The following is a 23,505-nucleotide window of genomic DNA, read 5'->3' as shown; positions in this document are numbered from 1 at the left end:
CTCGGTGGAACTGCACGGCGTTCGGTGTCACGCCCGTCCAAGGACGATTCGACGCCGTCCATCCGCCGGCCTTCGTCCCCGCGGTCCACGTGAAGATCCACGACGGCGCGGCCGTGGGTCCTCTTCCATGTCGGGTCCGCGTCCCGCTTGCCCGAGTGGGAGTGGACCAACACTTCTCCACCCGAAAAACGCCTCCGACGACGGCGGGAACAAGAGCCTCGACAATCCTAATTCTCGCTGGTCAGAAGCGCCTTTCTTTGACTGATCATCTGCCGGACAGTCCGCTTCACACAAGATCGAAATTGCGCCTTGACACAAAGGGGTTACCTCGCGGCGAGCATGTGTAGTAGCCTGATCATCAGACTTAAGGCGCACTGGGGCGACACCAGTGCCCCCTAAGTCTTCCTAGGGGGGATACATGGCAATTACAATTGAGCCGCTCCGTCCGTTATTCGCGGCCAGAGTGACGGGCGTCGACCTGAGCCGGCCCGTTCCGGACGACGTCTTCGCCGAAATCGACGCGGCTTTTGCACGCCATGCGGTTCTGGTCTTTCCCGACCAGCCGCTCACGGACGAGCAGCAGATCGACTTCAGCAAGCGCTTCGGGCCGCTCGAGACGGCCCCGAACTACGCCGGGACGGCACTGCGTTTGCGGAACGAGTTGACCGATATTTCCAACCTCGATTACGAGGGACGGATTCTGGACCCCGCCGACCGCTTGACTCGGTACAACCTGGGAAACCAGTTGTGGCACACCGACAGCTCCTTCAAAGCAGTGCGATCGAAATGCTCGCTTCTGTCGGCTCGCGAGGTCCCGCCGACCGGTGGAGAGACGCAGTACGCCGACATGCGCGCGGCTTACGACGCACTGCCGGACGAGCGCAAGAGCCAACTCGCCGGGCTCGTCGCGGAGCACAGCATCGCCCACTCGCGGCGCAAGTCCGGGTTCGACGACTTCAACAGCGACATCGCCACCACGCTGCCACCGGTGCCACAGAGGCTCATTGACTTCTACCCGCATTCCGGTCGCACGAGTCTCTACCTCGCCTCGCACGCCTCGCACGTGATCGGCTGGCCTGTCGAGCAGGGACGGGCGTTTCTCGAGGAACTGATCGAATTCGCGACCCAGGAACGCTTCGTCTACACCCATCACTGGAAGGTCGGCGACTTGGTGCTCTGGGACAACCGCTGCACCATGCACCGCGGTCGGCCGTACGACCTCACGCAGCGCCGCGTCCTGCATCGAACGACGGTCTCCGATATCGAGACGCCGTTCGAAAAGGCGGAACCGGCGACAGCGCAGTAGACCTTCTCGCGCCGGGTGCACGTGGGGTCGGCCCACGCGCACCCGGCTGGCACGCGGTTTTTCGGGACGTTTTCTCGACATCGGTCGCGACACCCCGGAACTGCGACACAAGGGGATCAAGCCATGAGCACGGGGGATTCAGCTATGAGCACCGCCGCGCGCCTGGTCATCGTCGGCTGCGGCCACATGGGGCTTGCGATCGTCCGAGGACTTCTCGGCGGACCAGCCGGCCGCGACCTCGTCGTCGTCGAGACCAGCTCCGAGCGACGCCAGGCGTTATCCGAGATCGACGGACTGTCGATCTCCTCTGAACTGGAGGTCGCCGAAGGCGACTTCGTCGTTCTCGCCATCCCACCGCAAGTCTTCGACGACTTCGCCGGCGCCGAGCGCCACAAGTTCACGCCGGAGACGCCTGTGTTGTCGGTGATGGCGGGCCTCACTGCCGGCTCCATTGCCAGGGCGTTGGGCACCTCGCAAGTCGTTCGCTCGATTCCCAACACTCCGTCCGAGGTCTTCGAGGGGATGTCGGTCTACTTCGCGGACCCGGCGGTGTCGGAGGGAACGATTTCGCAGGCGGACGCGCTGCTGAGGTCCATTGGCAGGGTGCTCAGAGTCGGCACCGAGGAACTGGTCGACGATGCCACGGCGATCTGCGGCGGTGGACCGGCGTTCGTCAGCTACATCGTCGACGCCTTCTGTCAGTTCGCCGTGTCCCGCGGTTTCACCGAGGCGGCCGGCCGTGAGATGGCGGTCCAGGTGTTCGGCGGAACCGCGACGTTGATAGCGGAGAGCGGCAAGCCGCCGATGCAGCTGTGCCATGAGGTGATGACACCGAACGGCACAACAGAGCGCGGGATCGCCTCGTTCGACGCGGCCGAACTGAAGGACTCCGTCCGAGCCGCGCTCACCGCGTCCGCGCAGCGTTCACGAGAGCTTGCCTCCTCCATGAGCGCGGGCGCACGCCTCGGTGGGATCGATGACTGAAGGACCGCACGACTGTAGTGGTGCCGCCGCGGTCTCCGAGCTCGCTTGCGAGACCTACGAGGCATGCTTCGACCTCGGACACCGTTTTCGCCTGCTCGACCGGCCGGGGACGTTCCGCGTCAGCCGAGCCGGTCTCGCGCTGGGGGACCATCTGGTCCGCAACCTCCGCGAGAGCGAGATCGCCGGCCGCATTCTCGAAATCGGCACCGGAAGCGGCGCGATCGCACTGCTGCTGCGCAACATGGGAGCCAAGTCGGTCACCGCCATCGACATCTCCGCGTCGGCGGTTTCCACTGCCAAGCAGAACGAACTCGAGAACTTCGGTGACTCCGTCATCGACTTTTGGCACGGCGACCTGTTCCCCGGCTCCGAGACCGGGAAAGAGGAACTCTTCGACCTCATCGTCTTCAATCCCCCGGGATGGCGCGCCCCGTCCGAACTCCTCAAGGCGGAACTGGACAGGAAACAGAGCTCGCTCAACCTCGAGGCAATGTTCTACGGGGACAGCGTCCTTCTGCGATTCTTGCAGCAACTGCCGGAGCACCTGGCGGACAACGGACGCGCGATCGTCGGCCTGAACTCGTTGCTCGGCATCTCCGACATCTTCGACGCTTCGCGTTCGACGCATCGACCGCGGGACAAGTCCACTCTCCATTCTCGGCTGCTGGAACGCATCGAGTTTCCGCTGCTGTTCTACACGGACGAGTGGCTGGAGATGCGCAACTCCTTGCTCGCCCAGTTCGAACAGGGCCGCCAAGAGTACGCGGCAACCTACGTGACCAAGGGCGAGACCATCCATTGGTTCTACGAAATCACCGAGGTCACCGTGAAAGCTCCGGCAACAGATCCCTTGTCGTCGCAGAGCCTCGAATCGTCTCGTCTCCCATGAGCGGCGCGATCACCCCGGCCATTCGCCCCGCCTACGACGTCGTGGTCATCGGACTGGGCATCATGGGAGCATCGGCACTCTTTCATCTCAGTCAACGGGGGATGAAAGTCCTGGGCGTCGAGGCTCACGGGCCGCTACACGATTTGGGTTCCTCGCACGGCCAGACGCGTATCTTTCGCCGCGCGTACTGGGAGGGCGAGCAGTACGTCCCGCTGTTGAACCGGTCCTATGCGGGCTGGATGGAACTGAACGACGCGACCCACGACACGATCGCCTTGAAGACCGGCGGCCTCTTTGTCGGTCCCCCCGATTCGGGGTTGGTCCAAGGTTCGCGTGAGACGGCGACACGATGCGGGATCGACCACGAGTACCTGGACGCGGGTGAGATCTCCCGTCGGTTTCCCGCTTTCCACGTTCGGGATGACGCAGTGGCCGTCTACGAGCCGGATGCACTGATGCTCTTCGCCGATCGAGCACGGCTCGGTTACCTGTCACGGGCGGCCTCCGGCGGAGCGCACATGGTCCACGGTCAAGCCGTCCGCTCGTTGAAACCCGAGGCCGGCGACGCCATCACGGTCTTCGGCGACGGGTGGCAGGTGAGTTGCGGCGCAGTCGTGCTGACGACCGGTGGCTGGATCGGCGATTTCCTGCCCGGCGAGATCGGCGCCCTGGTCACACCGATGCGCATCCCCGTCTACGAGTTCGACGTGGCGGAATCGTGCGAGCGCGACCACCTGCCCGGGCGGTTTCCGGTCTTCCTCTTCGAGGACGCCGAAGGGACGCTCGTCTACGGACTCCCCAAGTGGCGATCCGTCGATGGAGGACTGAAACTCGGCTTCCACAACCGGCAGTTGTCGCCCCTGGACGTCGACGGTGCCAGACGTCCGCCCACCGACGCGGAACGACGTGAACTGTGGCGGACGATCAAGGCGCTGTTGCCCGGGGTGCACAGCACAGGACGCGGTACCTCCTGCGTGTACACGATGTCGAGGGACGAGAGCTTCCTCATCGGACGGTCGCGGGAAATGGACGGCGTTGTCTACGCGAGCGCCTGCTCGGGGCACGGCTTCAAGTTCGCCCCCGGCATCGGCGAAGTGCTCGCGCAACTCGCGATCGACGGGCGTTCGACGGTGGACGTCTCGGCATTCGCCCCCGAACGACCAGGACCCCGACCGACCTCTGGCGCAGCCGGGAACTCGGCCGACGCCACTCACAGAGAGATTCCTGACACGTGACTATCGCTCCATGGGTTGACTTCATGACGCGTTGGAACGAAGGGAAGGTGACTTCGGGAGAACTCACCGATTGGCAGACCTCGGCCCTCCGGACGGTGCTCGGCCACGTCTACGACAAGTCGCCCTTCTACCGTCGGCGACTGGCGGGCGCGAACCTCGACATCGAGAACCTCGCGGACCTGGCGGAGATCCCCTACACGACGAAGGACGACCTCCGCGAAGCCCTGCACGACATGCTCAGCGGGACCGTGGCCGACGCTCAGTTCTACTTCGAGACGACGGGGACGACCGGCCGCCCCACCCCGTGTCCCAGGGCTGCGATCGACTTCGACCTCAATGTGCTGCCCCTCGCCCACGCCCTCGATCGGATCGTGCGGAAGCACTTCACCGACGGCGGTGAGCGTCCCGTCCTGGCCGTGGTCGCCCCCAACGACGTCCACGCGGCCTGCCTGAGCTTGTCCTTCGCGGCGAAGCAGCTGGGCATCGCGAAGCTGGATCTGTTCCCGATCACGCCGACCCTCGGGTTCGCCCGGTTCTTCGAGGTCCTCGTCGAGCTGCGCGTCAACATGATCCTCTGCTCGCCCGGCTTGCTGATGGCGCTGGCCGAGATGAGTTCGACATACGGCGTGGAGGTGCCGGACGACCTGTCCGTCAAAGTCCTCCTCACCACCGGGGAGATGTGCTCGGACGGCATGAGAGAGCTGCTCGCCGGGACGTGGAACGCCGAGGTCTACAACTTCATGTACGGCTCCCAGGAGGCGGGCTGCCCGGCGGTGACGCGGGCCGACGGCACGGTGGCGGCGATCGAGCCCACCTACCTGCTGGAAGTCCTCGACCTCGAGACCGAGACGACCCTGGGGTTCGAGGGCTACGGCGAGCTCTGCCTCACCACGCTGGTGCCCGGCCTCAAGCCGCTCATCAGGTACCGGACCGGTGACCTGGTCGAGATCGCCCCGGACCCCTCGGGGCATCGGACCGTCAAGGTGCTCGGTCGGGTCAAGGACATGACCGAGATCGGCGGCAGGAAGCGCAGCGCCGCCGAGATCGACAACGTCGTCCTGGCCGACCCGGAACTCATCTACGGGTACGAGATCGAGGTGCACTCGGAGGGCGGTGAGGACCGGGTGCTCGTGCGGGTCAAGGCCAAGGAGGGCGCCGACCACGAGGAGCTCAAGGCGCTCGTCGCCGACCGGCTGACGACCGCGTTCGGCGTCCCCGCGGAGGTCAGGAGCCACCCGCTGCTCGACTTGAAGAGCGCCACCGGCGGCTGGGTGAGCTGGAAGACGGCCCGCATCAAGGATCTGCGCATTCAGGAGGCGGACGACATCGAGGTCCGTTCCGCCGCCGATCTGGCCCGAGCAGTCGAGCAGGCGATCTGACATGACCGACCACATCCTGACCGGCGCGACCGGCTTCGTCGGCAGCCACCTGCTGGCCGACCTCCTCTCCGACGACACGACCGGCAGCGTGTACGCGCTGGCGCGCGGCAACTCGCGGCATTCGGCCGTCGAACGCGTCCACAAGGCGCTGGAGGTCGCCGGGCACGACCTCGCTCACGACCGGCGGCGCATGACCGTGGTGGAGTCGGAACTCACCGAGCCGCTGTGCGGGGTCGCGCCCGGCTCCACCCCGCGCGGCGACGGGCCGCTCGTCTTCTGGCACCTCGCGGCTTCGTTGCAGTGGCGGCGGGGGCTGCGGGAGCGGGTGTTCCGGACCAACGTCGACGGCACCCGGCACGCACTGGAACTGGCGGCGAGTCTCGGTGCGGACCTCTTCGTGTACGTGTCCACCGCGTACACCTGCGGAACGTTGCACGGCGACGTTCCCGAGGCGCTGCACCGGCCCCCTGCGTTCAGCAACGTCTACGAGGAGAGCAAGAACGCGGCGGAGCACCTCGTGGCCGAGTTCGGGGGACCGCGGAGCCTGATCCTGCGCCCCTCGGTGGTCGTGGGGACATCCCACGACCACCGGCCCAGCGGAAGTTACACGGGCCTCTACGGCTACCTGAGCGAACTGCGCAAGTTCAGGGAGATGCTCGGCGACTCCGACGAGTCCGTCCGCTTCACGGCGGACCGGAGCACCCGCATCTCGTTCATCCCGGTGGACCACGTCGTGGAGGACTCCCGCGCGATCGTGGAGGCCGAGCTGACGACGCCGCGCCGGAGCATCTACCACGTGAGCGCGCGATCCGAATCCGCCGTCGGCGAGTTCACGGACTACATGCTGAAACTGCTCGGGCTGGAGGATCGGCTCTTCATCGTCGACGACGCCTTCGAGGACCCTTCCACCCTCGAGCGCTTCTTCGCGAAGCGGATCGAATTCTTCGCCGACTACCTGCGCAGGGAGAAGCGGTTCGTCCGGAGTGTGGGGCCGGAGCGTTCCCTCCCCTTCCACGAACTCACGAGGTTCATCGACGCCGAGAGCACGCTGTGAACGTCGCGGAGCACCTCGTCGCGAGACTCGTCGACGAAGGCGTCGACGTCGTCTTCACCGTGCCCGGCGAGCAACTGGACCCCGTCTTCAAAGCGCTCGCCGACACCGGGATCCGGGTGGTGCACGCCCGGCACGAGCAGGCCGCGGCGTTCATGGCCTACGGTTACGCCCGATCCAGCCGGCGAGTCGGCGTGTACACCGTCATCTCCGGGCCGGGTGTGCTGAACTCCACGACCGGGCTGGCGACGGCCTACGCGGGTGACGCCCGGGTTCTCTGCGTCACCGCCCAGATCGCCACGCCGTTGCTCGATCGCGGCCTGGGTATTCCGCACGAGATACCCGACCAGCTGGGTGTGCTCCAGTCCCTCACGGGGTGGGCGGCCCGGGTCGAGAAGCCGGGCGGGGCCACCAGCGCGCTCGACGAGGCCTTCCACCGCCTGCGGCACCACCGCCCTCGGCCCGTGGCGCTCGAGATCCCGACCGACGTGTTGGCCGCGGAGGTTGTCTCGCCCGACCCGTGGGTGGCACCGCCGGCGCCCCGGCCCCCGGGTCCCCACGCGATCGAGGCGGCTCGGGCGGCCCTGGCCTCCGCACGTGCTCCGATCGTCTTCGTCGGCAGCGGAGCACGCGGGGCGTCGGCGGAGATCGCCGCGTTGGCCGAGTCGCTCAAGGCGCCCGTCACGACAGAGCTGGGCGGCCGCGGGATCGTGAGCGACGAGCACGAGCTGTCGGTCTCCCTGCCCGTCGCCCACCGGCTGTGGCCGCACGCCGACGTCGTCCTGGCCGTGGGGACGCGCCTCCTCAGGCCGCAGGTCGAGTGGGGCGTCGACGGCCTGCGGATCATCCGCGTCGACCTCGACGAGGAGGAGATCCATCGGGTCTCCTCGCCGGAGGTGTCCCTCGTGGGAGACGCGGCGGAAGTGGTCCGTGCCCTGCTGGACGGGCTGGAGCCGGTGGACGAGCGGGAGGAGTGGCTGGCCATGGCGGCGGACGCGCGGCGCGGCGTGGACGTCGAGATCGCCCGGCTGACCCCTCAGGTCGACTTCGTCGGCGCGATGCGCAGCGCCCTCCCGGAAGACGGCTTCTTCGTCGACGAGATGACCCAGGTGGGTTACGTCGCGCGAGTGGCGTTCCCGGTGCTGAGGCCCTCGACCTATGTGCTCCCCACCTATGTCGGGGCCCTCGGCTTCGGTTTCGCCACGTCGCTCGGCGTCAAGATCGCCCATCCCGAGCGGGCGGTCCTGTCCATCTCGGGTGACGGAGGGTTCCTCTTCACGGCGGCGGAGCTGGCGACCGCGGTCCAGCACGGCATCGGGGTCGTCGCCGTCGTCTTCAACGACGGTTCCTTCTCCAACGTCAAACGTTCGCAGCTGAAGTTCCTGGACTCCACGATCGCCACGGAACTGCACAACCCCGACTTCGTCGGATTCGCCGAGGCGTTCGGCGCGGTCGGTGTCCGCGCGGACGGCCCGGAACAACTGAAGACCGAGATCGAGAGGGCTTTCGCCCGCCCGCGGACGCCGACGGTGATCGAGGTTCCCGTCGGCGACATGCCGAACCCGTGGCCGTTGATCCGCCTGCCGCGAGTTCGGTGACAGCCCCCACCGCGATGCGTCGTCCGGCCCTCACCGGACGGCGCCCCCAGCCGCCAAGGAGAGAACCGCCATGTCCGCCTCGCAGAACGTCCCACCCTTTCGCCCGGCCCTGGCACACATGCGGACTCAGGAGATCGTGCGGATCGCGCGTCTCTGTCAGGAGTACCCCGACGCCATCAGCCTCTGTTTCGGGGAGTCGGACCTGCCCACGCCGTCGGTCGTGCGCGAAGCCGCAGAGCTCGCCATGGCGCAGGGCAAGACGACCTATGCGGATCGGCGGGGAGTCGCGCCGCTGCGCCAGGCGATCCAGGATTACCACCGCCGGACGCACGGCATCGAGGTCCCTCTGGAGCGGCTGTCGGCCACGTCCTCGGGGATGACCTCCATCATGATCTCCTTGCAGTGCCTGGTGGAGCCCGGCGACAACGTCGTGGTCGTGGCTCCGGTCTGGCCGAACATCGTCATCGCCGTCGAGGCCATGGGGGCGTCCGTCCGGTTCGTCCGGCTGGACGCGGACACCGGGGCCTGGTCGCTCGACCTCGGCCGCGTGGAGGCCGCCTGCGACGATCGGACGCGCGCGATCTTCGTGGCCTCGCCGGGCAACCCCACCGGCTGGACCATGACCTCCCGGGAGCAGCGTGAACTCCTCGACCTGGCACGGCGCCTGGGAACGTGGGTGATCGCGGACGAGGTCTACAACCGGATCGTCTACGACGGGTCGGTCGCCACGCCGTCCTTCCTCGAGGTCGCCGCGGAGGACGACGCCCTCTTCGTGGTCCAGAGCTTCTCGAAGACCTGGTCCATGACCGGGTGGCGGCTGGGCTGGCTGGTGCACCCGGCCGGCCTGGCTCACCAGGTCGGCAACCTCAGTGCCATCAACAGCACGGGGTCGGCCACCTTCGTGCAGCACGCCGGTGTGGCGGCGATCCACGACGGCGAGCCGTTCGTCGGCGAGATGCTGGAGCGCTGCTCGCTCGGCCGCCGGATCGTCGCGGACGCGTTCAAGGGCCACGAACGCATCATGGCGCCGGAGGTTCCGGCGTCCTTCTACTCGTTCTTCCGTATCGCCGACGTGGACGACTCCCTGGCCTTCGCCGAGGAGCTCGTCGACCGCGCCGGCGTCGGAATCGCGCCCGGCTCCGCGTTCGGGCCCGGATTCGACGGCTACTTCCGGATCTGTTTCGCCCAGGACCCGAAACGCTTGGAGCTTGCGCTCGACCGCCTCATCTCCGCGGTCTGACGGGCCTGAGGAGCGGACGTGCGGGTCCGCGCCGCGGAAACGGCGCGGACCACCTGGAGCCGGCTACGCGCCGGCGCTCGCGTCGACCGCGGTGCACGTGGTCTCGACGGCCTCGCCGAAGAGTGCGAGCTCCTCCGGGGCGAGGGTCGAGAAGTAGGGCACGATGATCGACGCGGTCAGCTTCTCGGCCTCGATGCGTTGCTCTCGGACCTCGTCCGGGTCCCGGAAGGGCCCCTTGTATCCCATGCGCTCGGCGTAGCCGGGTCCGGTGCGCGGTGGCTCGTGGGTCGCGGCGAGAATGGCGTCGAGCGGCGTGAGACCGCACGCCAGGATCGCGGCGATGTGGGCGGCGCCCCGCAGCTCGCGCACCAGATGGATCGTCAGCGCGGCCCGGCCCGGGAGCGAGTCGGGGACCGGAAGTCGCCGCCATCCCGTGAAGAGCGCGCCGAGTGCGGCGGGTGCCGCATCGACGATCCGACGCCCCAACACGTCGATGGTGTCGAGGGTGTCGTGGTCGAAGTTCTCGAGGACTCGGTCGCCCCATGCCGTGATGAGGTCCTTGTAGCGGAGCGCGACGTCGTAGTGCGTCAGGCCTTCGGGAACCCCCAGCCATGCCTTCCGTACTTCTTCGAGGGGCTCGAACGCGATCGCCGCCGCAGCGACGTCGACCGGACAGCTGCCGAGTACGCCGGCACGGCCGACGACCCAGAACTGACTGCCGGACGCGAATCCCAGCTCCATGCCGTACGCGTCGGTCGAACTCGCCAGCATCCACCCCCGGGTGAACTGCTGGACCGGTTCTTTCACACGCTCGATCGTCTCCGCGGCCGTGGCGGTCGCCATCTCTTCCCCCTTCGTTCGTCTCTGTCCATCGTCGCCCCCGACAGTGGCGAGGATTCCGTGTGCACGTGGGTGCCTGCTCAGGCCGGAGAGAGCCAGGCTCCGAGGACGTCGGCGAGGCGCACCAGGTCGGCGACGGCGATCCGTTCGGTGGCCTGGTGAGCGTGGTCGATCGAACCCGGGCCGAAGATCGCCAGTTCGTTGGCCAGGCCCGAGTACCGGAGGGCATTCGTCCCGAACGGTGCGACCGCGGGGTCGGTTCCGGAAGCCCGTGCCAGGAACCGGACGAAGCCGGTGTCAGGGCGTTGGTAGAACGCCGGCGACCCGGGCTTGCCGTCCGGCCTGAGCGGCAAGAGCGAGGTGATCTCGCACGGGACGGGGCAGGCGGCGCGCGCGATCGCCGACATCCGCTCCAATACGTCGCCGGGGTCCTCGCCCGGGACGATGCGCCGCCCCACGGAGATCGAGCACCGGTCGGGAATCACGTTGCCGCCGGTGCCGCCCGAGATCCGGGTGACCGATACGGTCCCGCTTCCCAGCTCGGTGGCAGGCGGGAGGCTCTGGAGCCGTTCGTGCTCGGCGACGAAGGCGGCGATCACCGGCGCCATCGCCTCGATGGCGTTCGCCCCCAGGTCGGGACGCGACGAGTGGGCCGCTGCGCCTCGTGCTGTCACCTCGATGAGCACAAGGCCCTTCAGGCCGTGGACGGGGCGGAACTCGGTCGGTTCGGCCACGAGCATCTGGTCGATCCGGAGGCCCTGCTGTTCGGCCCACGGTCTGAACCGTGTCGCGCCGAGCAGCCCCCCGGCCTCCTCGCTGATCGAGCCGACGAGCAGGAGGGTCGGCTCGGGCCGCAGCCCGTCGCGGTGCCACGCGTCGAGCATGGCGAGCACGACGCCCAGGGTGGCCTTGGTGTCCAGGGCGCCGCGGCCCCACACGCTGCCGTGTTCGATGCGCCCGTCGAACGGCGGGTCGGTCATGTGCTCGACGGTGACGGTGTCGGTGTGGACGTCCACCACGACGAGTCGGTCGGACCGCCCGCGGAATCGCCCGTACACATTGGGTCGGCCGGGTAACACCTCGTCCAGGACGACCTCGTCGGCGCCGCACTTGTCGAATCGCTCCGCGAGCCGGAGCGCGATCGCGCCCTCACCGATCGGACCGTGCTCCTCGGCTCGCGGCCCGGCGTGGAGCGGGTTGACGCTGGGAATACGGACCAGTTCGGCGACTGATTCCGCCAGCGTTTGGCCGTCTATATCCATTCCGCGATTATCGCATGTATCCCCTGGTGACGACAGGAGATCTCAATCCCCGGAGCCACCCGCACATGACGGACGGGCCGAGCAGGAAACTTCCTGCTCGGCCCGTCCACGAGAATGCGCGAGTGCGGCCCCGGCGAAGCGATTTCAGGAGGGGGCGTCACCGAGTTCGTACAGTCGAGCGGCGAAGTCGAACTGGGCTTGGGTGTCGATGTCGATGGTCAGGTTCGTGGCCTGGTACCACATTGGCTGCGCGCCCACCAGTCCGAGATGCGTCGCGACGTGCCTCGTCATGATCGAGCACGTGAATCCGAGTTGGTAGAAAGTCGGAAGCTCCTGCGAGGGGCGGTGCCAGGATCCGAACCCGAACCCCATGGGGTTGAAGTTCCCGTCGAGGAGATAATCCCGCATCGGATAGACGACCACGATCGAGTCCGAGGCTGCGGGATCGCGGTCCTGCCAAGCCGTGAGAACCGCTTCGTGCTCGTCGAAGAACGGGTCCGTCGCGTGGCACCACATGACATCGTCGTCGTCCGGGAGCTGCTTGCAGACCTCGTTGACCACCGACTGGAACGGGTACGAGTTTTCGGTGAGGTGTTTGGCTCTCGGCAGGAACGTGGCCCCGTACTTGTCGGCCAGTTGGCGTGCCGACTCGTCCTCGGAGGAGAGGTACACCTCGCCTGGTTCGGCCAGGCGCGATAACTTCGCGACGAGAATGTCCAGCAGCGACTTGCCCTGCGCGAAGTGGCGGTAGTTCTTGTCGGGCACTCTGCTCGACGAGCGCTTGGCGGGAATGACGTACTTCACGATCTGCTCCCCTCCCCCGCGAGGGAGTCGACTTCCCGAGGAAGCCGGCGCCGCAGTTCCTCCACGAGTCGCTGGGAGACGGCACTGAGCGGAAGCCTGCACTCCGGCGACCGCACGTACCCCTGATCCGCCAGCCAGACCTTGAGCGGTGCGGGGTTCGGTTCGCCGAACAAGAGGGGGATCCATGGGCTGAGCTGGTCCCACTGGGCCAACGCCGCATGGACGTCGCCCTTCCGCAGCTCGTCGAAGACCCGGACGAACGCCTCGGGCTCGATGTGCGCGGCAGCCAGAATACCGCCGGCGCCGCCGAGGGCCACCGACGTGAAGAACAGGTGGTCTTCACCGGCGAGCACACTCAAGCGATCCCTGCTCTCTCGCAGGAGTTCGAGCGTTTGCTTGATGTCGCCGGACGAGTCCTTGACGCCGACGATCTGGGGGTTCCGATCGACGAGTTCGAACAAGGAATCGTTGTGGATGTTCACGCCCGTGCGGTACGGGATGTTGTACACGATGACGTTGCGGTCGGTCTCCGAGACGACGGCGTCGAAGTGAGCGATCAGCCCGCTCTGCGTCGGACGGTTGTAGTAGGGGGCTGTGATCAGGTACCCGTCGACGGCGAGCCGATTGCCGCGCTTTACCGTGGCCGCCACGCTTCTGGTGTCGTTGCCGCTCACGCCGAGATACAGCAGGAGCGACCCTTGGAGGACGGTGGACACGAAGTCGACGATTCGTTCGGACTCGTCGGACGAGAGGACCGGCGACTCGCCGGTCGTGCCGAGCAGTACGAGCCCGGCGATGCCCGACCCCCGATAGCGGGCCAACAGCCGCTCGATCGAGTCGTAATCGACTTCGCCCTCGAAGAAGGGCGTCACGAGTGGCAGATATACGCCGCTGAGCGGCAGGTTATCGATCGTCACGGCGCAACCTATTGCTCGAGGAACATGCTGCCCGGCAAGGAGTGAGAGTTCTTGCCCCGCCTTTTGGTTAACGCGATTCTCACGGCAACGACGTGCTTCATGGCAGGCTGGTCCCCCTTGCTGTCGACAGTCGGGCGCTGATCACCCGCCGCGGCAGCGTACCATTCGGGCGGCCGCGTTGAGTCGGATTCGTACCGACTCATCGAAATCGTTGCAAGGCACCCCACTTGATCTTCGACCTGAGCGGCGAGGCCGTGAAGGTGTCGACTTCTTCGTTCGCCGCTTTGCCGTGTCCGTTTTGCGGACCGGATGCACGTCGTGGTGCGGGGTGGGGCGGTGTTCTTGCGGCCGTCCCGGCCCGGGGCGGGAGGATTTCGGTGTTCCGGCCGGGCAGGCGCCCTTCGCGCGTGGGTACCGGAAATCGCGGCGGACGCGAGCGGGGTGAACCGGTCGGCCGGCGCCGGCTTCTCCCCCGGCCGGCGCAGGTCGGCCGGCTCGTTCGAACCGCGCTACCGGTTCTTGCGAGCGACGAGCGCGTAGCAGTTGACGACGCTGTCGGGGAGGTCGGCCTCGGCCTCCTCTCCGGGCCGCCAGCGGTGGACCGACACGATGCCGGGCTCGACCAGTTCCAATCCGTCCCCCAGCAAGTGCTCGATCCGGGCACGGCTGCGAGGCACGCCTTGGGCGTTGACCCGGCCGTCGCGGGCGTAGACCTCGGCGACTCGGTCCATCAGGTGCGGGTTGGCGTCGGGGGTGGCGTGGCTGACCACCACGTAGCTGCCCGGCGCCAGGGCGGTCGTGAGGCGTCGCACGATCTCCCGGGGGTTCTGGTCGTCGCCGATGAGGTGCAGCAGCGCGCAGAGGTAGAGGGCGACCGGCCGGTTCAGGTCGAGGGTGTTCGCCAACTCGTGCGAGGTCAGGATGGTGTCGGGGTCGGTGGCGTCGGCGTGGAGGTAGTCGGTGCGACCTTCCGGGGACCCGCTTCGCAGTGTGGCCGCGTGGGCGAGCACGGTGGAGTCGTTGTCCACGTACAGCACTCGTGAGGTCGGCGCGATCCGTTGGACGGTCTCGTGGAGGCTGGGCGAGTTCGGGGTGGGGATGCCGGCGCCGATGTCGAGGAACTGGCGGATGCCGATCTCTTCGGCGAGCCAGCGGGCGGAGGTGTGGATGAAGGCCCGGTTGGCGGCCACGGCCTGTCCCACCTCCGGCCAGATGCTCATGATCTCTCTGGCGATCCGCTCGTCCGCCGGGTAGTTGTCCTTGCCGCCGCCCACGGCGTTGTAGATCCGTGCGCTGGAAGCCGTCCCCGGTACGGGGGGCTTCCGGGCGCCGGGCCCGTCCGCGACGACCACGGGCGTGTCGTGCGTGCGCACTCCGGCACGGGTCGGCTCTCCGCGTCCGGGCGGGGACACCGCGCGTGCCGGCAGCGTGTCGAGCAGATCTCCTCCGCCCGTGTCGGTCGCCAGAGCGAGCCAGACGTCGTTCTGGCCGTGTCCGGATTCGGTCAGCCGCCGGGAGACCACCGCCGATATCTCCGTCAGGCCCCTGGTGATGGTGTCGCGGTGTCGTCCCAGTGCCGCCGCGGTCTCTTGCACCGCGCCGTTGCACTCCGCCCAGGTGGCCAGCAGTCCCAGGTGCCTGGCAGGGGAGTCGAGGTCCTCCAAGGGGGCCAGGAGCCTGGCCGCCCAGTCGCGCGCGGCCGGTTCGGCCAGGATCTCCACCAGAGAGGGGACGGCCGTGTTCGGGGGGAGCGAGGCGGCCTCGTCCAGCTTGAGCGCCAGGTCCATCACGGCGCGATGTCCCAGCCGGGAGTGGTCCAGCCCCACTCGGTCCATCGCCTCGCTCAGTTTTCGGGCGATGGTGTTCCGGCCGAGTTCGTCGAACGCTCCACGTGCCTTCGCGGTCCCGGGGATCGCCCCCGTCCGGACGGCCTCGGTCTCTTTCCTCACCGAGAGCCTGGCCGCTCGGCTCGCCCCGAACATCAGGGCCAGACGGGCGGTGTCGCACAGTTCGCGTCGGTCGGCTTCCGGTAGGGCCCTCAGCGGGCTCAGCAGAGCGGCCGCCCAGACCCGTGCCGGTGCCGGCAGCAGTCGAGCCAGTGGCGCGGCATCGTCGACCACCCACGTCCGATCGTCCTGGTGCTGGGCTTTGACCAGAGCGTCGAAGGCCATGGTGTAGGCGGACTCGACCTCGGTCCACGGGGCAGGTGGGCTGACGCCCAGCGCTCGTTGCCGGTGGGCGGCCACCACCGGCTTCAGTGGGCGGGCGGTGTCGGCCCGGTTCCCCGCCTGCGGGCGGACCACGATGACGTGCGTGTCCTCGACCGGGCACATCACCACCAGGCCCCGATGGTCGAGTGCCCTGTCACACGCGGCGACGACGGCGGACCTCTCCTCGCCCGGTGCGCAGCTCATCACGGCCACCTCGCAGGCGTCCGCGTCGAACAGGTCGAGAGACAGCGGCGCTGCCGTTCGGGTCGCCCGCACCACGTCGGCGGCCATCAAGTGCTGGAACACGTTGATCCTCACGGCCATTTCCGTCTGCCGCAGCCGCCTCTCCCGGACCCGCAGCACCAGGGGCTGTTGGAGGAGTGCGATCCGTTCGGCCGCGTGGGCGATGAGCGTGCTGTGGCGTCCGGGCCAGGGGGTTTCGCGCACGGCGGCCAGGACCCGGTGCGGCGGCTCGGAGCCGATCGGATGCAACCGCACGTGGCGGCCGCCGGCCTCCACGGCCGCGCTCCGCATCTCGCCGGCGGCGAGCCGCTCCAGCACGTGCGCGTGCTCGGACAGATCCGCCCATGTCCCGTCGTCCCGTGCGGGAAGGACGGTCACCCGGCTGGAGGTCCGAGCGCTCAGCCAGTGCAGCAGCGGCCCCGGTCCTTCCCCTTGGCGGTATAACCGGGCGGAGAGGTCCAGCAGGCGATCCCGTTGTTCGATGCTGTCGCGCGACGCGTCGGCCAGGCGCCGCAGCAGGTGTCCCAGGAGTTCGGGAGCGGTGCACGGGCGGGTGGGGACCAACAGGTGCACTCCCGCCTCCTGCGCGGCTTTCGGCAGGGCGGGGTCGGGAGGTGTCGTGGCCGGTGCGGTGACGACGGCGACGACTCCTTGCCGTGCCAGGGTTCGCAGCGCCGACCGTGGATCGTCGGGCAGGTGCCGGTCGGCCGTCGGAACGACGGCCAGTGCGTTGCGCATGCGCGGGGTGCCCTTGCGGAGACGCCAGTCGGTATCGCACATTTCCACCTGCTCGACCGCCTGCGTGACCGGCCGGGCCGAGGTGTCCCCGTCGGCGCCGGTTTCCGCCGTGGGCTTGTCGGCCGCGCGGAGCAGAGCGTCCGCCCCTGTGGTGAGCTCCTCCAACGTCAGCATGTCCAGCTCCCCGGTCCTCGGCATGAACGGCGCCGTGTCCCTCTGCGGTGTGGTCCCCGGGTCGGTCGGCCCGTCGGACGGCACCCGTCGAAGGCGTGGTCGGCCGTGCAAGGAAAGGGGTCGCGCCGCCGCAGGCGTAGACGGTGTTCCCCCGCGGTCGGATCTTGCTATGCCCCTGATGCGGTGTCAACGATAGTTTCGCCGAGGAAAACGATAGTTTCCAGCGTCTTCCCTGGTCACGGAAGTGCTGACGCTCTCGATCCGTCGTCACGTTCCTTGCCCTTTGTGCAAGGATCGTTCGCGGAGGATGGCCTTGATCACGCGTCGGGTCGTACTCTCGGCTGGCAACTCACGACAATCGGCTGGAGGGCATCGGTGTCCAGAACCGACCCCTACGAAACCCTGCGCGACATATTGGCGCGCCTGAGCGCGCTCCTGAAGGACAGGGGACTTGCCCGCAAGGATGTTGTGGACCCGGACAAGCTGTCGAACGCCACCGGCTTGACCGTGGAGGAGGTCCGCGCCCTCCTCGAGGGCGGGACGCTGCCGGAGTCGGAGGTGGACGAGATCACCCGCGACCGGGTGAGGTTCCTGTACGCCAAGCGCCACGAGGGCCAGGACAGGAAGAAGGCCACGATCATCGGCGAGGTGGCGACCCGGCTGAGCGTCTCCAAGGTCTGGGCCCGCCAGTTGCTGCAAGGCGAGAAGTGCCCCAACGTTCCGCACCTCAAGGCGCTGTCGACCTACTTCGGAGTGCCGGTGGCGTTCTTCACCGACTCCGCCGTCGACGCCGTGATCCGGGAACTCGGCCCGATCCTCGACGAACTGGAGAGCGACCCTCTGGCCGAACTCATGGAGGAGTTCGGCATCCGGGAGGTCCACGCTCGCACCGACAGCGGAAATCCCCTCACTCGACACCAGAAGGAGCGCCTCGCCGCCATCATTCGGTTCCATCTCGCTCTCGGTGAAGGAGAGCCGCAGCGGTGAACACGTCCTGGAGTACGAAGCGGGCGGCGAGGAAGCTCGCCGGCGCCGTCACCAACCAGCTCAGCGGGCCGGTGCCCTCTCGGCGGCTGTGCGAGGAGATGTGCCGCGCGATGAGCCGACTGCGCGACGGACGTCCCATCGTGCTGCGGTTCGTCGACTTCCCTCCCGGCACGGTCACCGGGCTCGCCCTGGTCCGCGAGGACAGCGACATGGTCCTCGTGGAACGCCGCACGACCGGCGTGCAACAGGTGGTCGCCGTGGGCCACGAGTTGCGGCACCTGACACAGGACGGCCATGGCCACTGCGTGGACGGTGCCGCCGTCGCCGCCCGGCTGCTGGGCGAGGCCGGCGACATGGAGGACGTCCTGGACGAGGTGCTGCACGCGGTGGCACGCGACCACGCTCCGAACGCTCTCGAAGACGACGCCGAGCGCTTCGGCCGAACCGTGGGCGGCCTGCTCCTGCCGTACGTGGCCGACGACGCCCGGGGCCCCCGCTCCGATCCGGGCGACGGGCTCGTGGGCCGGATACAGACCTCGCTCGGGCCACGCTGAGATGGACTCCTACGAGGACTACATCGACTACCGGGTGCCGGCCGTCTTCCTGGCCGTCGCCTTGGCGATACGGCTCCTCACCCGGGCGAGGTTCTGGACGAACCCGCTGCGAACGAGACTGTGGACGGACCCGCTGCTACGAGCCGTCGTCGGCCTGCTGGTACTGGCCGTCGCGGTGTGCGTGTTCGTGACACCGGAGATGATCGCCTGGGTCAACCGGGTCACCGGCGTGCCGAACCTGGCCGCGCCGTGGGTCTACACCCTCCTCGCCCTGTTCTCCTTCTCCTGCCTGCTGCTGATCATCGCGTGGCAACGCGGCATGGAGAAGGCCCGGCGCGCGCTGTGGAGGGTGACCGCCGCCTACGCGGCGGTCACCCTCGCGTTGTGGGTGCTGTTCGCGGCCGCGGACATCCCCGTCGAGCGGGTGCGGGACTTCGACACCTTTTACGCCACCACCCCGTACGCCCGGGAATTGATCGTTCTCTACCTGCTGGCCCACGCCGCGGCCGGCACCGTGACCTCTTTCCTGATCTGGGGCTGGCTGGTCTCCGGGAAGTACGAAGTGAAGGGCTGGCTTCTGAGCGGGCTGCTCCTGCTGGGCACCGGCTACGTGGCCAACCTGGTCTTCGACGCGTTCAAACTGACCGCGGTCGTGGCCCGTTGGACCGGCCACGACCTGGACTGGCTCAGCACCGCGGCCGCCCCGGTCTCCGGAGCGCTCAGCGCCATCCTCATCGGTCTGGGCTTCCTCCTCCCCCACGTGGGCGAGGACCTCCAGGGTCGGTGGGAGGCCAGGGCCGCCTACCGGCGGCTGGAGCCGCTGCACCGACTGCTGTACGAGGCCGGCGCTCTCGCCGGCTTCTCCCCCGGCCCCCGGGCGAGCTCCTACCTCGCCCTGGCCAGCCGGGACACCAGCATCCGCGACAGCATCCTGAAACTGGAGCCGTACCTCGACCAAGAGCTGTGGGACAGGGCCCGCGAGGAAGCACTGCGCCAGGGCGCCACGGCCGAGGAAGCGAACGGTATCGCCGGCGCGGTGACCATCGCCGCGGCCCTCGACACCCGCACGACTTCCCCGAGCCGCGACGCCGGCTCCTCACCGGTGGGTTTACTCGGCGACATCCACGCCATCTCGAAGGCCCTTCACCACCCCCTCACCGTGACGGTCCGCCGGCATGCGGCCAGTACAGGAAGCACCGACACCTGATGCAGCACGACCCCGCCTTCCACCGCGCGAGATCCGCGATAGTCCTCGGCGGCAGCCTGGCCGGAATGCTCACGGCCGCCGCTCTGGCCGACTTCGCGCACGTCACGGTCGTCGAGCGCCACACCCTCCCCGAAGGCCCCGAACCTCGCAGGGGGCTGCCACAGGCGAGGCACGCCCACCAACTGTGGTCCGGCGGGGCCAAGGCCCTGGAGACGCTCCTGCCCGACACCGTCGACCTGCTCAAGGCCCAGGGAGCCCACCGTCAGCCCGTGCCCACCGACATGGTCATCCTCTCGCCCCAGGGATGGTTCCGTCGCTGGCGCGAGTCCCACCACACCATTCTGTGCAGCCGTGACCTCCTCGACTGGGCCGTCCGCACGCAGGTCCGCAAACGGGTCCGCGTCACCATCCGGGAGAACACCGAGGCCCTCGGCCTCCTCGGGGACGGAGCCGCGGTCACCGGAGTCCGCGTCCGCCGACCGGACGGCACCGAAGACCGGCTCACCGCGGATCTGATCGTCGACGCCACCGGCCGCGCCTCCCGCGCATCCTCCTGGCTCCAGGACCTGGGCCTGCCCACGCCGCAGCAGCGGAAGGTCGACTCGAGCCTCGTCTACGCCAGCCGCACCTTCCTGGCCCCCGCCGCGGTCCGCGCTCTCGGCCACTTCCCGGTCGTCAACGTCCAGGCCGATCCACGGCGCGCCCCCGGACAAGGGGCCGTGTTGCTCCCCATCGAGGACGGGCGCTGGATCGTCACCGTTTTCGGCACAAGGGGTGGTGAACCGGTCCGGGACAACGATGCCTTCGAGACCTTCGCGCTGGAGAAGCCACGGCACCCGATCGTCGGCCGGCTCATCGCCCACGCCGAGCCCCTGACCGACGTCTCCCTCACCCACGCCACCGCCAACCACCGCCGCTACTACGAGCGGATGCGCCATTGGCCCGAGGGGTTCGTCGTGGTCGGGGACGCCCTGGCCACCTACAACCCCGCCTACGGCCACGGGATGTCCGCCGTGGCCAAGAGCGCCGTCGCCATGCGCGACACGATCGCAGAGCGCGGATGGGGAACTTCCGGTCTGGCCCGGCGCATCCAGAAGGCGGTGGCCGGGCCGGTGAACGCGGCATGGCTCTTGGCCGTCGGTCAGGACGTGTTCTACCCGGACGCATCCGAGCACGGCCCCACGTTGGGGGACAGGATCGCGGCCCGCTACGTCGATCGCCTTCTCTACACCGCCACCGGCAACGGTCGGATCGCCCGCCGCATCACCGACGTCACGTCCCTCGAACGCCCCGCCTCCGTCCTCGGCGACCCCCGCGTGCTGGTCGCCGCGGTGGCCGGCCCGCTCAAGCCCCGGCTCGACAGACCACCCCTCACCGACGCGGAACTGGCCGCCGCGGGCATGTCCACCGCAGTGGCCACCACGGCCGACTGACCCGCCGATCTCCCGGCCCGCGGGGGCCGATGCACCTTCCCCCGGGCGGATGCCCTGATCGACCGGCCTCGAGCCGCGCTCGCCGGACCACTCCGCTGCCTTCCCGTGCACAGACGCGGACGGCACCACGGCCTGCTCCACCACCTCCCTCACGAGGGCCCACCACTCCCGGGAGAAGCCGCGCCGACTCCTGCCGCCGGTACGCCCGGACACGGTCACGCGGTGGCACCGCGGCCCGCTCGCCCGCACCGACGTGCCGCTTGATCAGGCCGAATGATGTGTCGACGCCCGCGCTCCGGGAGGTTCCCGGGGAGGCGAAGGCGATCCTCCGGTCGGTGAACTCGTCGGCGGCGAAGCCCGCCGGCCGTCCGTCGTCGTGGAACTCGTGGCGGTTCCCGGCGGATTGTCGCGGACCGCGGTGCTCATGTGGCGGTGCTCATGTGGCGTTCCTCTCCGTGGGGCGCGCATCGGCGCCGGACGGTGCGGGCGCCTGGCGCGGCACGGGGTGGCGGCTGACGATCGACAGGCGGTTGAAGGCGTTCATGGTGATGGCGATCCAGGCCACGGCGGAGATCTCCTCCGCCGTCAGGTGCCGGGCGGCTTCGGCGTAGTCCTGGTCCTGGACGCGGGCGTCCGGCAGGGTGGTGACGGACTCCGCGAGGGCGAGCGCGGCCCGCTCCTTGTCGGTGAACAGGTCGGTGTCGCGCCAGGCGGGCAGGACGGCGATGCGCTGGGTGGTCTCCCCGCGGCGCAGCGCGGCGCGCACGTGGACGTGGAGGCAGTAGGCGCAGCCGTTGAGCTGGGACACGCGGATGTTGACCAACTCGACCAGGAAGCGGTCGAGTCCGGCCTCGGCGGCGGTCTCGCGCACGGCCCGGGCGGCCTCGTTCAGCGCCCGGTACGCCCGCGGGCTCTGCTTGTCGATCCACACGCGGGCGCCGCCGTCCCAGGACTCGGTCATCGCTCCCCCTCGGCCCGCTGCCAGTGGGGGGCGGCGACGGGAATCCGGGGCAGGGCGGAGCGGACGCGGCCGAACCGGTCGTCCTGCGCCGCCCAGGAGGCGTGGGCGGCGTCGATCTCGGCGCGGGTGCGGGCGACGAAGTTCCACCACATCACGATCGGCTCGGGGAACGGCTCGCCGCCGAGCAGGATCGCGCGGGTGGGCTCGCGTACCTCCAGGCGGAGTTCGTCGCGGCCCTCGCCGAGGTAGCCGAGCCGGCCCGGGTGCAGCGGCCGGCCGTGGACGGCGACGGCTCCCTTCAGGACCACGAGGGCGTACTCGAAGTCGGTGCGCAGCGGCACGGTGGCGGAGGCGCGCAGGTCCAGGTCGACGCCGACCAGCGGGGTGTCGTGCCGGGCGGGGCTGGTGGCGCCGCTGAACTCCCCGACCAGGACGGTGGCCGCGCCCGCGCCCGCGTCGAGGTCGGCGTGCGGGAGTTCGGCGTGGTGCTCGAAGGCGGCCGGGCCGTGCCGGGTGGCCTCGGGCAGCGCCACCCAGAGCTGGATGCCCTCCAGGGTGCCGCGGTAGTGGCCGGTGGCCTCCTCGGCGTGGGAGACGCCGTCGCCGGCGGTCATCAGGTTGAGCCGGCCGGGTTTGATCACCTGTTCGGAGCCGAGGCTGTCGCGGTGCAGCACCTGTCCATCGGTGACCCAGGTGACGGTCTGCAGGCCGATGTGGGGGTGCGGGCCGATGTCCAGGCCGCTGTCCTCGGTGACGTCGGCGGGGCCCATGTGGTCGGCGAAGCACCAGGCGCCGACCGTGCGGCGGCCCCGGCGCGGCAGCGCCCGGCGGACGCGGATCCGTCCGACCGTCGCCTCGCGGCTGTCGCCGATCTCCACGCACGGCGCCTCGGGGTGGCCGGTGTCGGCCAGGTCGGGGGGCGCGTCGACCGTACTGACCGGTCCGCTCATCACAGCACCTCGTTCTCTGTCTCGTGCGCCGAGCACGTCGGCGGGCGGGTTTCCTGCGGGGTCCGGGGCGTGTTCCGATGCCTCGCGGCGGGGCGTGTGTGCGGCGCCGACGCGTCCGGGCCGTCGGCGTCCGCCGCGCCGATGGGGCCCCGGTCACCCGGTCGGGAAATACCGTCACGACGGCGCCGTCGGGCTTCGACCCGGGCGAGCCGACCGGAAGGAGCGGGAACTCGTCGGGTGTCGGTCATCGCCCTCCTTCGGCCGGGGCCGCGCAGCGCGGGATGCCCGCGGCCGTCGCGGTGTGGGGTTCGGGGCGGGAGTACCCAGGTACGCGCTCGGTAAAAGAGGGAGAAGCCTGCTCGCCGACCGGGTGAGGGCGCGTTCGCCGCCGTGCCGGCCCGCCCGTCGCGTCGCCGTGGACGTGGGGTGGGCGTGCCGACCGCGCCCTGCGGTGCGGTCGGCGCGCCGGGGCCGGGCGTGCGCCCGAAGGGGGGTCAGGCGGTGGCGAGGCCGGCCTTGAGGGCGGCGGCGATCCGCACCACC

19 protein-coding genes are annotated in these 23,505 nt (G+C 69.1%); 12 read left to right on the top strand and 7 right to left on the bottom strand.

The genetic code is table 11. The features are described from left to right. Positions 1-418: 418 nt before the first annotated feature. The 8 genes from ABD335_RS02440 (at position 419) to ABD335_RS02405 (ending at position 9,682) form a co-directional block, all read left to right on the top strand. Positions 419-1,306, top strand: coding sequence for a TauD/TfdA dioxygenase family protein (locus ABD335_RS02440; protein ID WP_344320348.1), 888 nt, complete (start codon positions 419-421; stop codon positions 1,304-1,306). A gap of 144 nt (positions 1,307-1,450) precedes the next feature. Continuing rightward, positions 1,451-2,290: a pyrroline-5-carboxylate reductase gene (proC, locus tag ABD335_RS02435; protein WP_344320347.1), complete on the top strand. Its 840-nt coding sequence runs from the start codon at positions 1,451-1,453 to the stop codon at positions 2,288-2,290. Next, positions 2,283-3,179, top strand: coding sequence for a methyltransferase (locus tag ABD335_RS02430; protein ID WP_344320346.1), 897 nt, complete (start codon positions 2,283-2,285; stop codon positions 3,177-3,179). The genes proC and ABD335_RS02430 overlap by 8 nt, the downstream gene beginning before the upstream one ends. Further along, positions 3,176-4,414 (top strand): N-methyl-L-tryptophan oxidase, encoded by a 1,239-nt coding sequence (gene solA, locus ABD335_RS02425; protein ID WP_344320345.1) that lies wholly within the window; start codon positions 3,176-3,178, stop codon positions 4,412-4,414. The genes ABD335_RS02430 and solA overlap by 4 nt, the downstream gene beginning before the upstream one ends. Positions 4,415-4,461: 47 nt before the next feature. Beyond that, positions 4,462-5,793, top strand: coding sequence for a phenylacetate--CoA ligase family protein (locus ABD335_RS02420; RefSeq protein ID WP_344320344.1), 1,332 nt, complete (start codon positions 4,462-4,464; stop codon positions 5,791-5,793). A gap of 1 nt (position 5,794) precedes the next feature. Then, on the top strand, positions 5,795-6,847 hold the full coding sequence (locus ABD335_RS02415; RefSeq protein ID WP_344320343.1) for an SDR family oxidoreductase: 1,053 nt from the start codon (positions 5,795-5,797) through the stop codon (positions 6,845-6,847). Beyond that, complete coding sequence (locus ABD335_RS02410; RefSeq protein ID WP_344320342.1) at positions 6,844-8,442, top strand: thiamine pyrophosphate-dependent enzyme; 1,599 nt, start codon at positions 6,844-6,846, stop codon at positions 8,440-8,442. Before ABD335_RS02415 ends, ABD335_RS02410 begins: the two co-directional genes overlap by 4 nt. 70 nt (positions 8,443-8,512) lie before the next feature. Then, a complete protein-coding gene (locus tag ABD335_RS02405; protein ID WP_344320341.1) occupies positions 8,513-9,682 on the top strand; it encodes a pyridoxal phosphate-dependent aminotransferase in 1,170 nt (389 codons plus the stop codon). Positions 9,683-9,745: 63 nt separating this feature from the next. On the opposite strand, the gene ABD335_RS02400 is transcribed toward ABD335_RS02405, so the two are convergent. The 5 genes from ABD335_RS02400 to ABD335_RS02375 all read right to left on the bottom strand — a co-directional run bounded on the left by ABD335_RS02400 (position 9,746) and on the right by ABD335_RS02375 (position 16,894). Next, a complete protein-coding gene (locus ABD335_RS02400; protein WP_344320340.1) occupies positions 9,746-10,525 on the bottom strand; it encodes a helix-turn-helix domain-containing protein in 780 nt (259 codons plus the stop codon). 77 nt (positions 10,526-10,602) lie between these two features. Then, entirely contained in the window at positions 10,603-11,784 is a 1,182-nt protein-coding gene (locus ABD335_RS02395) for a M20 family metallopeptidase (RefSeq protein ID WP_344320339.1), read from the bottom strand. Between the two features lie 144 nt (positions 11,785-11,928). Then, positions 11,929-12,588: a cytidylyltransferase domain-containing protein gene (locus ABD335_RS02390; RefSeq protein ID WP_344320338.1), complete on the bottom strand. Its 660-nt coding sequence runs from the start codon at positions 12,586-12,588 to the stop codon at positions 11,929-11,931. Continuing rightward, the gene (gene dapA / locus ABD335_RS02385; RefSeq protein ID WP_344320337.1) at positions 12,585-13,505 is read right to left on the bottom strand and encodes a 4-hydroxy-tetrahydrodipicolinate synthase; all 921 of its coding nucleotides are present in this window, start codon (positions 13,503-13,505) and stop codon (positions 12,585-12,587) included. Before dapA ends, ABD335_RS02390 begins: the two co-directional genes overlap by 4 nt. A gap of 509 nt (positions 13,506-14,014) precedes the next feature. Beyond that, positions 14,015-16,894, bottom strand: a complete 2,880-nt coding sequence (locus tag ABD335_RS02375; RefSeq protein WP_344320336.1) for an SAM-dependent methyltransferase — start codon at positions 16,892-16,894, stop codon at positions 14,015-14,017. 351 nt (positions 16,895-17,245) lie between these two features. Between ABD335_RS02375 and ABD335_RS02370 the strand changes: the two genes are divergently transcribed. The 4 genes from ABD335_RS02370 to ABD335_RS02355 are packed head-to-tail and all read left to right on the top strand — an operon-like array spanning position 17,246 to position 21,051. Next, complete coding sequence (locus tag ABD335_RS02370) at positions 17,246-17,857, top strand: transcriptional regulator (protein WP_344320335.1); 612 nt, start codon at positions 17,246-17,248, stop codon at positions 17,855-17,857. After that, positions 17,854-18,411 carry a toxin-antitoxin system, toxin component gene (locus tag ABD335_RS02365; protein ID WP_344320334.1) on the top strand — a complete coding sequence of 186 codons (558 nt, stop codon included), beginning with the start codon at positions 17,854-17,856 and terminating at the stop codon, positions 18,409-18,411. Before ABD335_RS02370 ends, ABD335_RS02365 begins: the two co-directional genes overlap by 4 nt. A 1-nt stretch (position 18,412) precedes the next feature. Beyond that, positions 18,413-19,618: a DUF6545 domain-containing protein gene (locus ABD335_RS02360; RefSeq protein WP_344320333.1), complete on the top strand. Its 1,206-nt coding sequence runs from the start codon at positions 18,413-18,415 to the stop codon at positions 19,616-19,618. Beyond that, positions 19,618-21,051: an FAD-dependent monooxygenase gene (locus tag ABD335_RS02355; RefSeq protein WP_344320332.1), complete on the top strand. Its 1,434-nt coding sequence runs from the start codon at positions 19,618-19,620 to the stop codon at positions 21,049-21,051. The genes ABD335_RS02360 and ABD335_RS02355 overlap by 1 nt, the downstream gene beginning before the upstream one ends. A 436-nt stretch (positions 21,052-21,487) precedes the next feature. Here the strand turns inward: ABD335_RS02355 and ABD335_RS02350 are convergent, their stop codons facing one another. Together ABD335_RS02350 and ABD335_RS02345 are read right to left on the bottom strand one after the other, a co-directional pair. Then, positions 21,488-22,012, bottom strand: a complete 525-nt coding sequence (locus tag ABD335_RS02350; RefSeq protein ID WP_344320331.1) for a carboxymuconolactone decarboxylase family protein — start codon at positions 22,010-22,012, stop codon at positions 21,488-21,490. Continuing rightward, positions 22,009-22,962 (bottom strand): pirin family protein, encoded by a 954-nt coding sequence (locus tag ABD335_RS02345; protein WP_344320330.1) that lies wholly within the window; start codon positions 22,960-22,962, stop codon positions 22,009-22,011. Before ABD335_RS02345 ends, ABD335_RS02350 begins: the two co-directional genes overlap by 4 nt. Positions 22,963-23,505: the final 543 nt, after the last annotated feature.

The organism is Streptomyces macrosporus (genome assembly GCF_039533145.1).
GTDB classification, from domain to species: Bacteria; Actinomycetota; Actinomycetes; order Streptomycetales; family Streptomycetaceae; genus Streptomyces; species Streptomyces macrosporus.
This window is presented reverse-complemented; position numbering and strand designations above follow the sequence as displayed.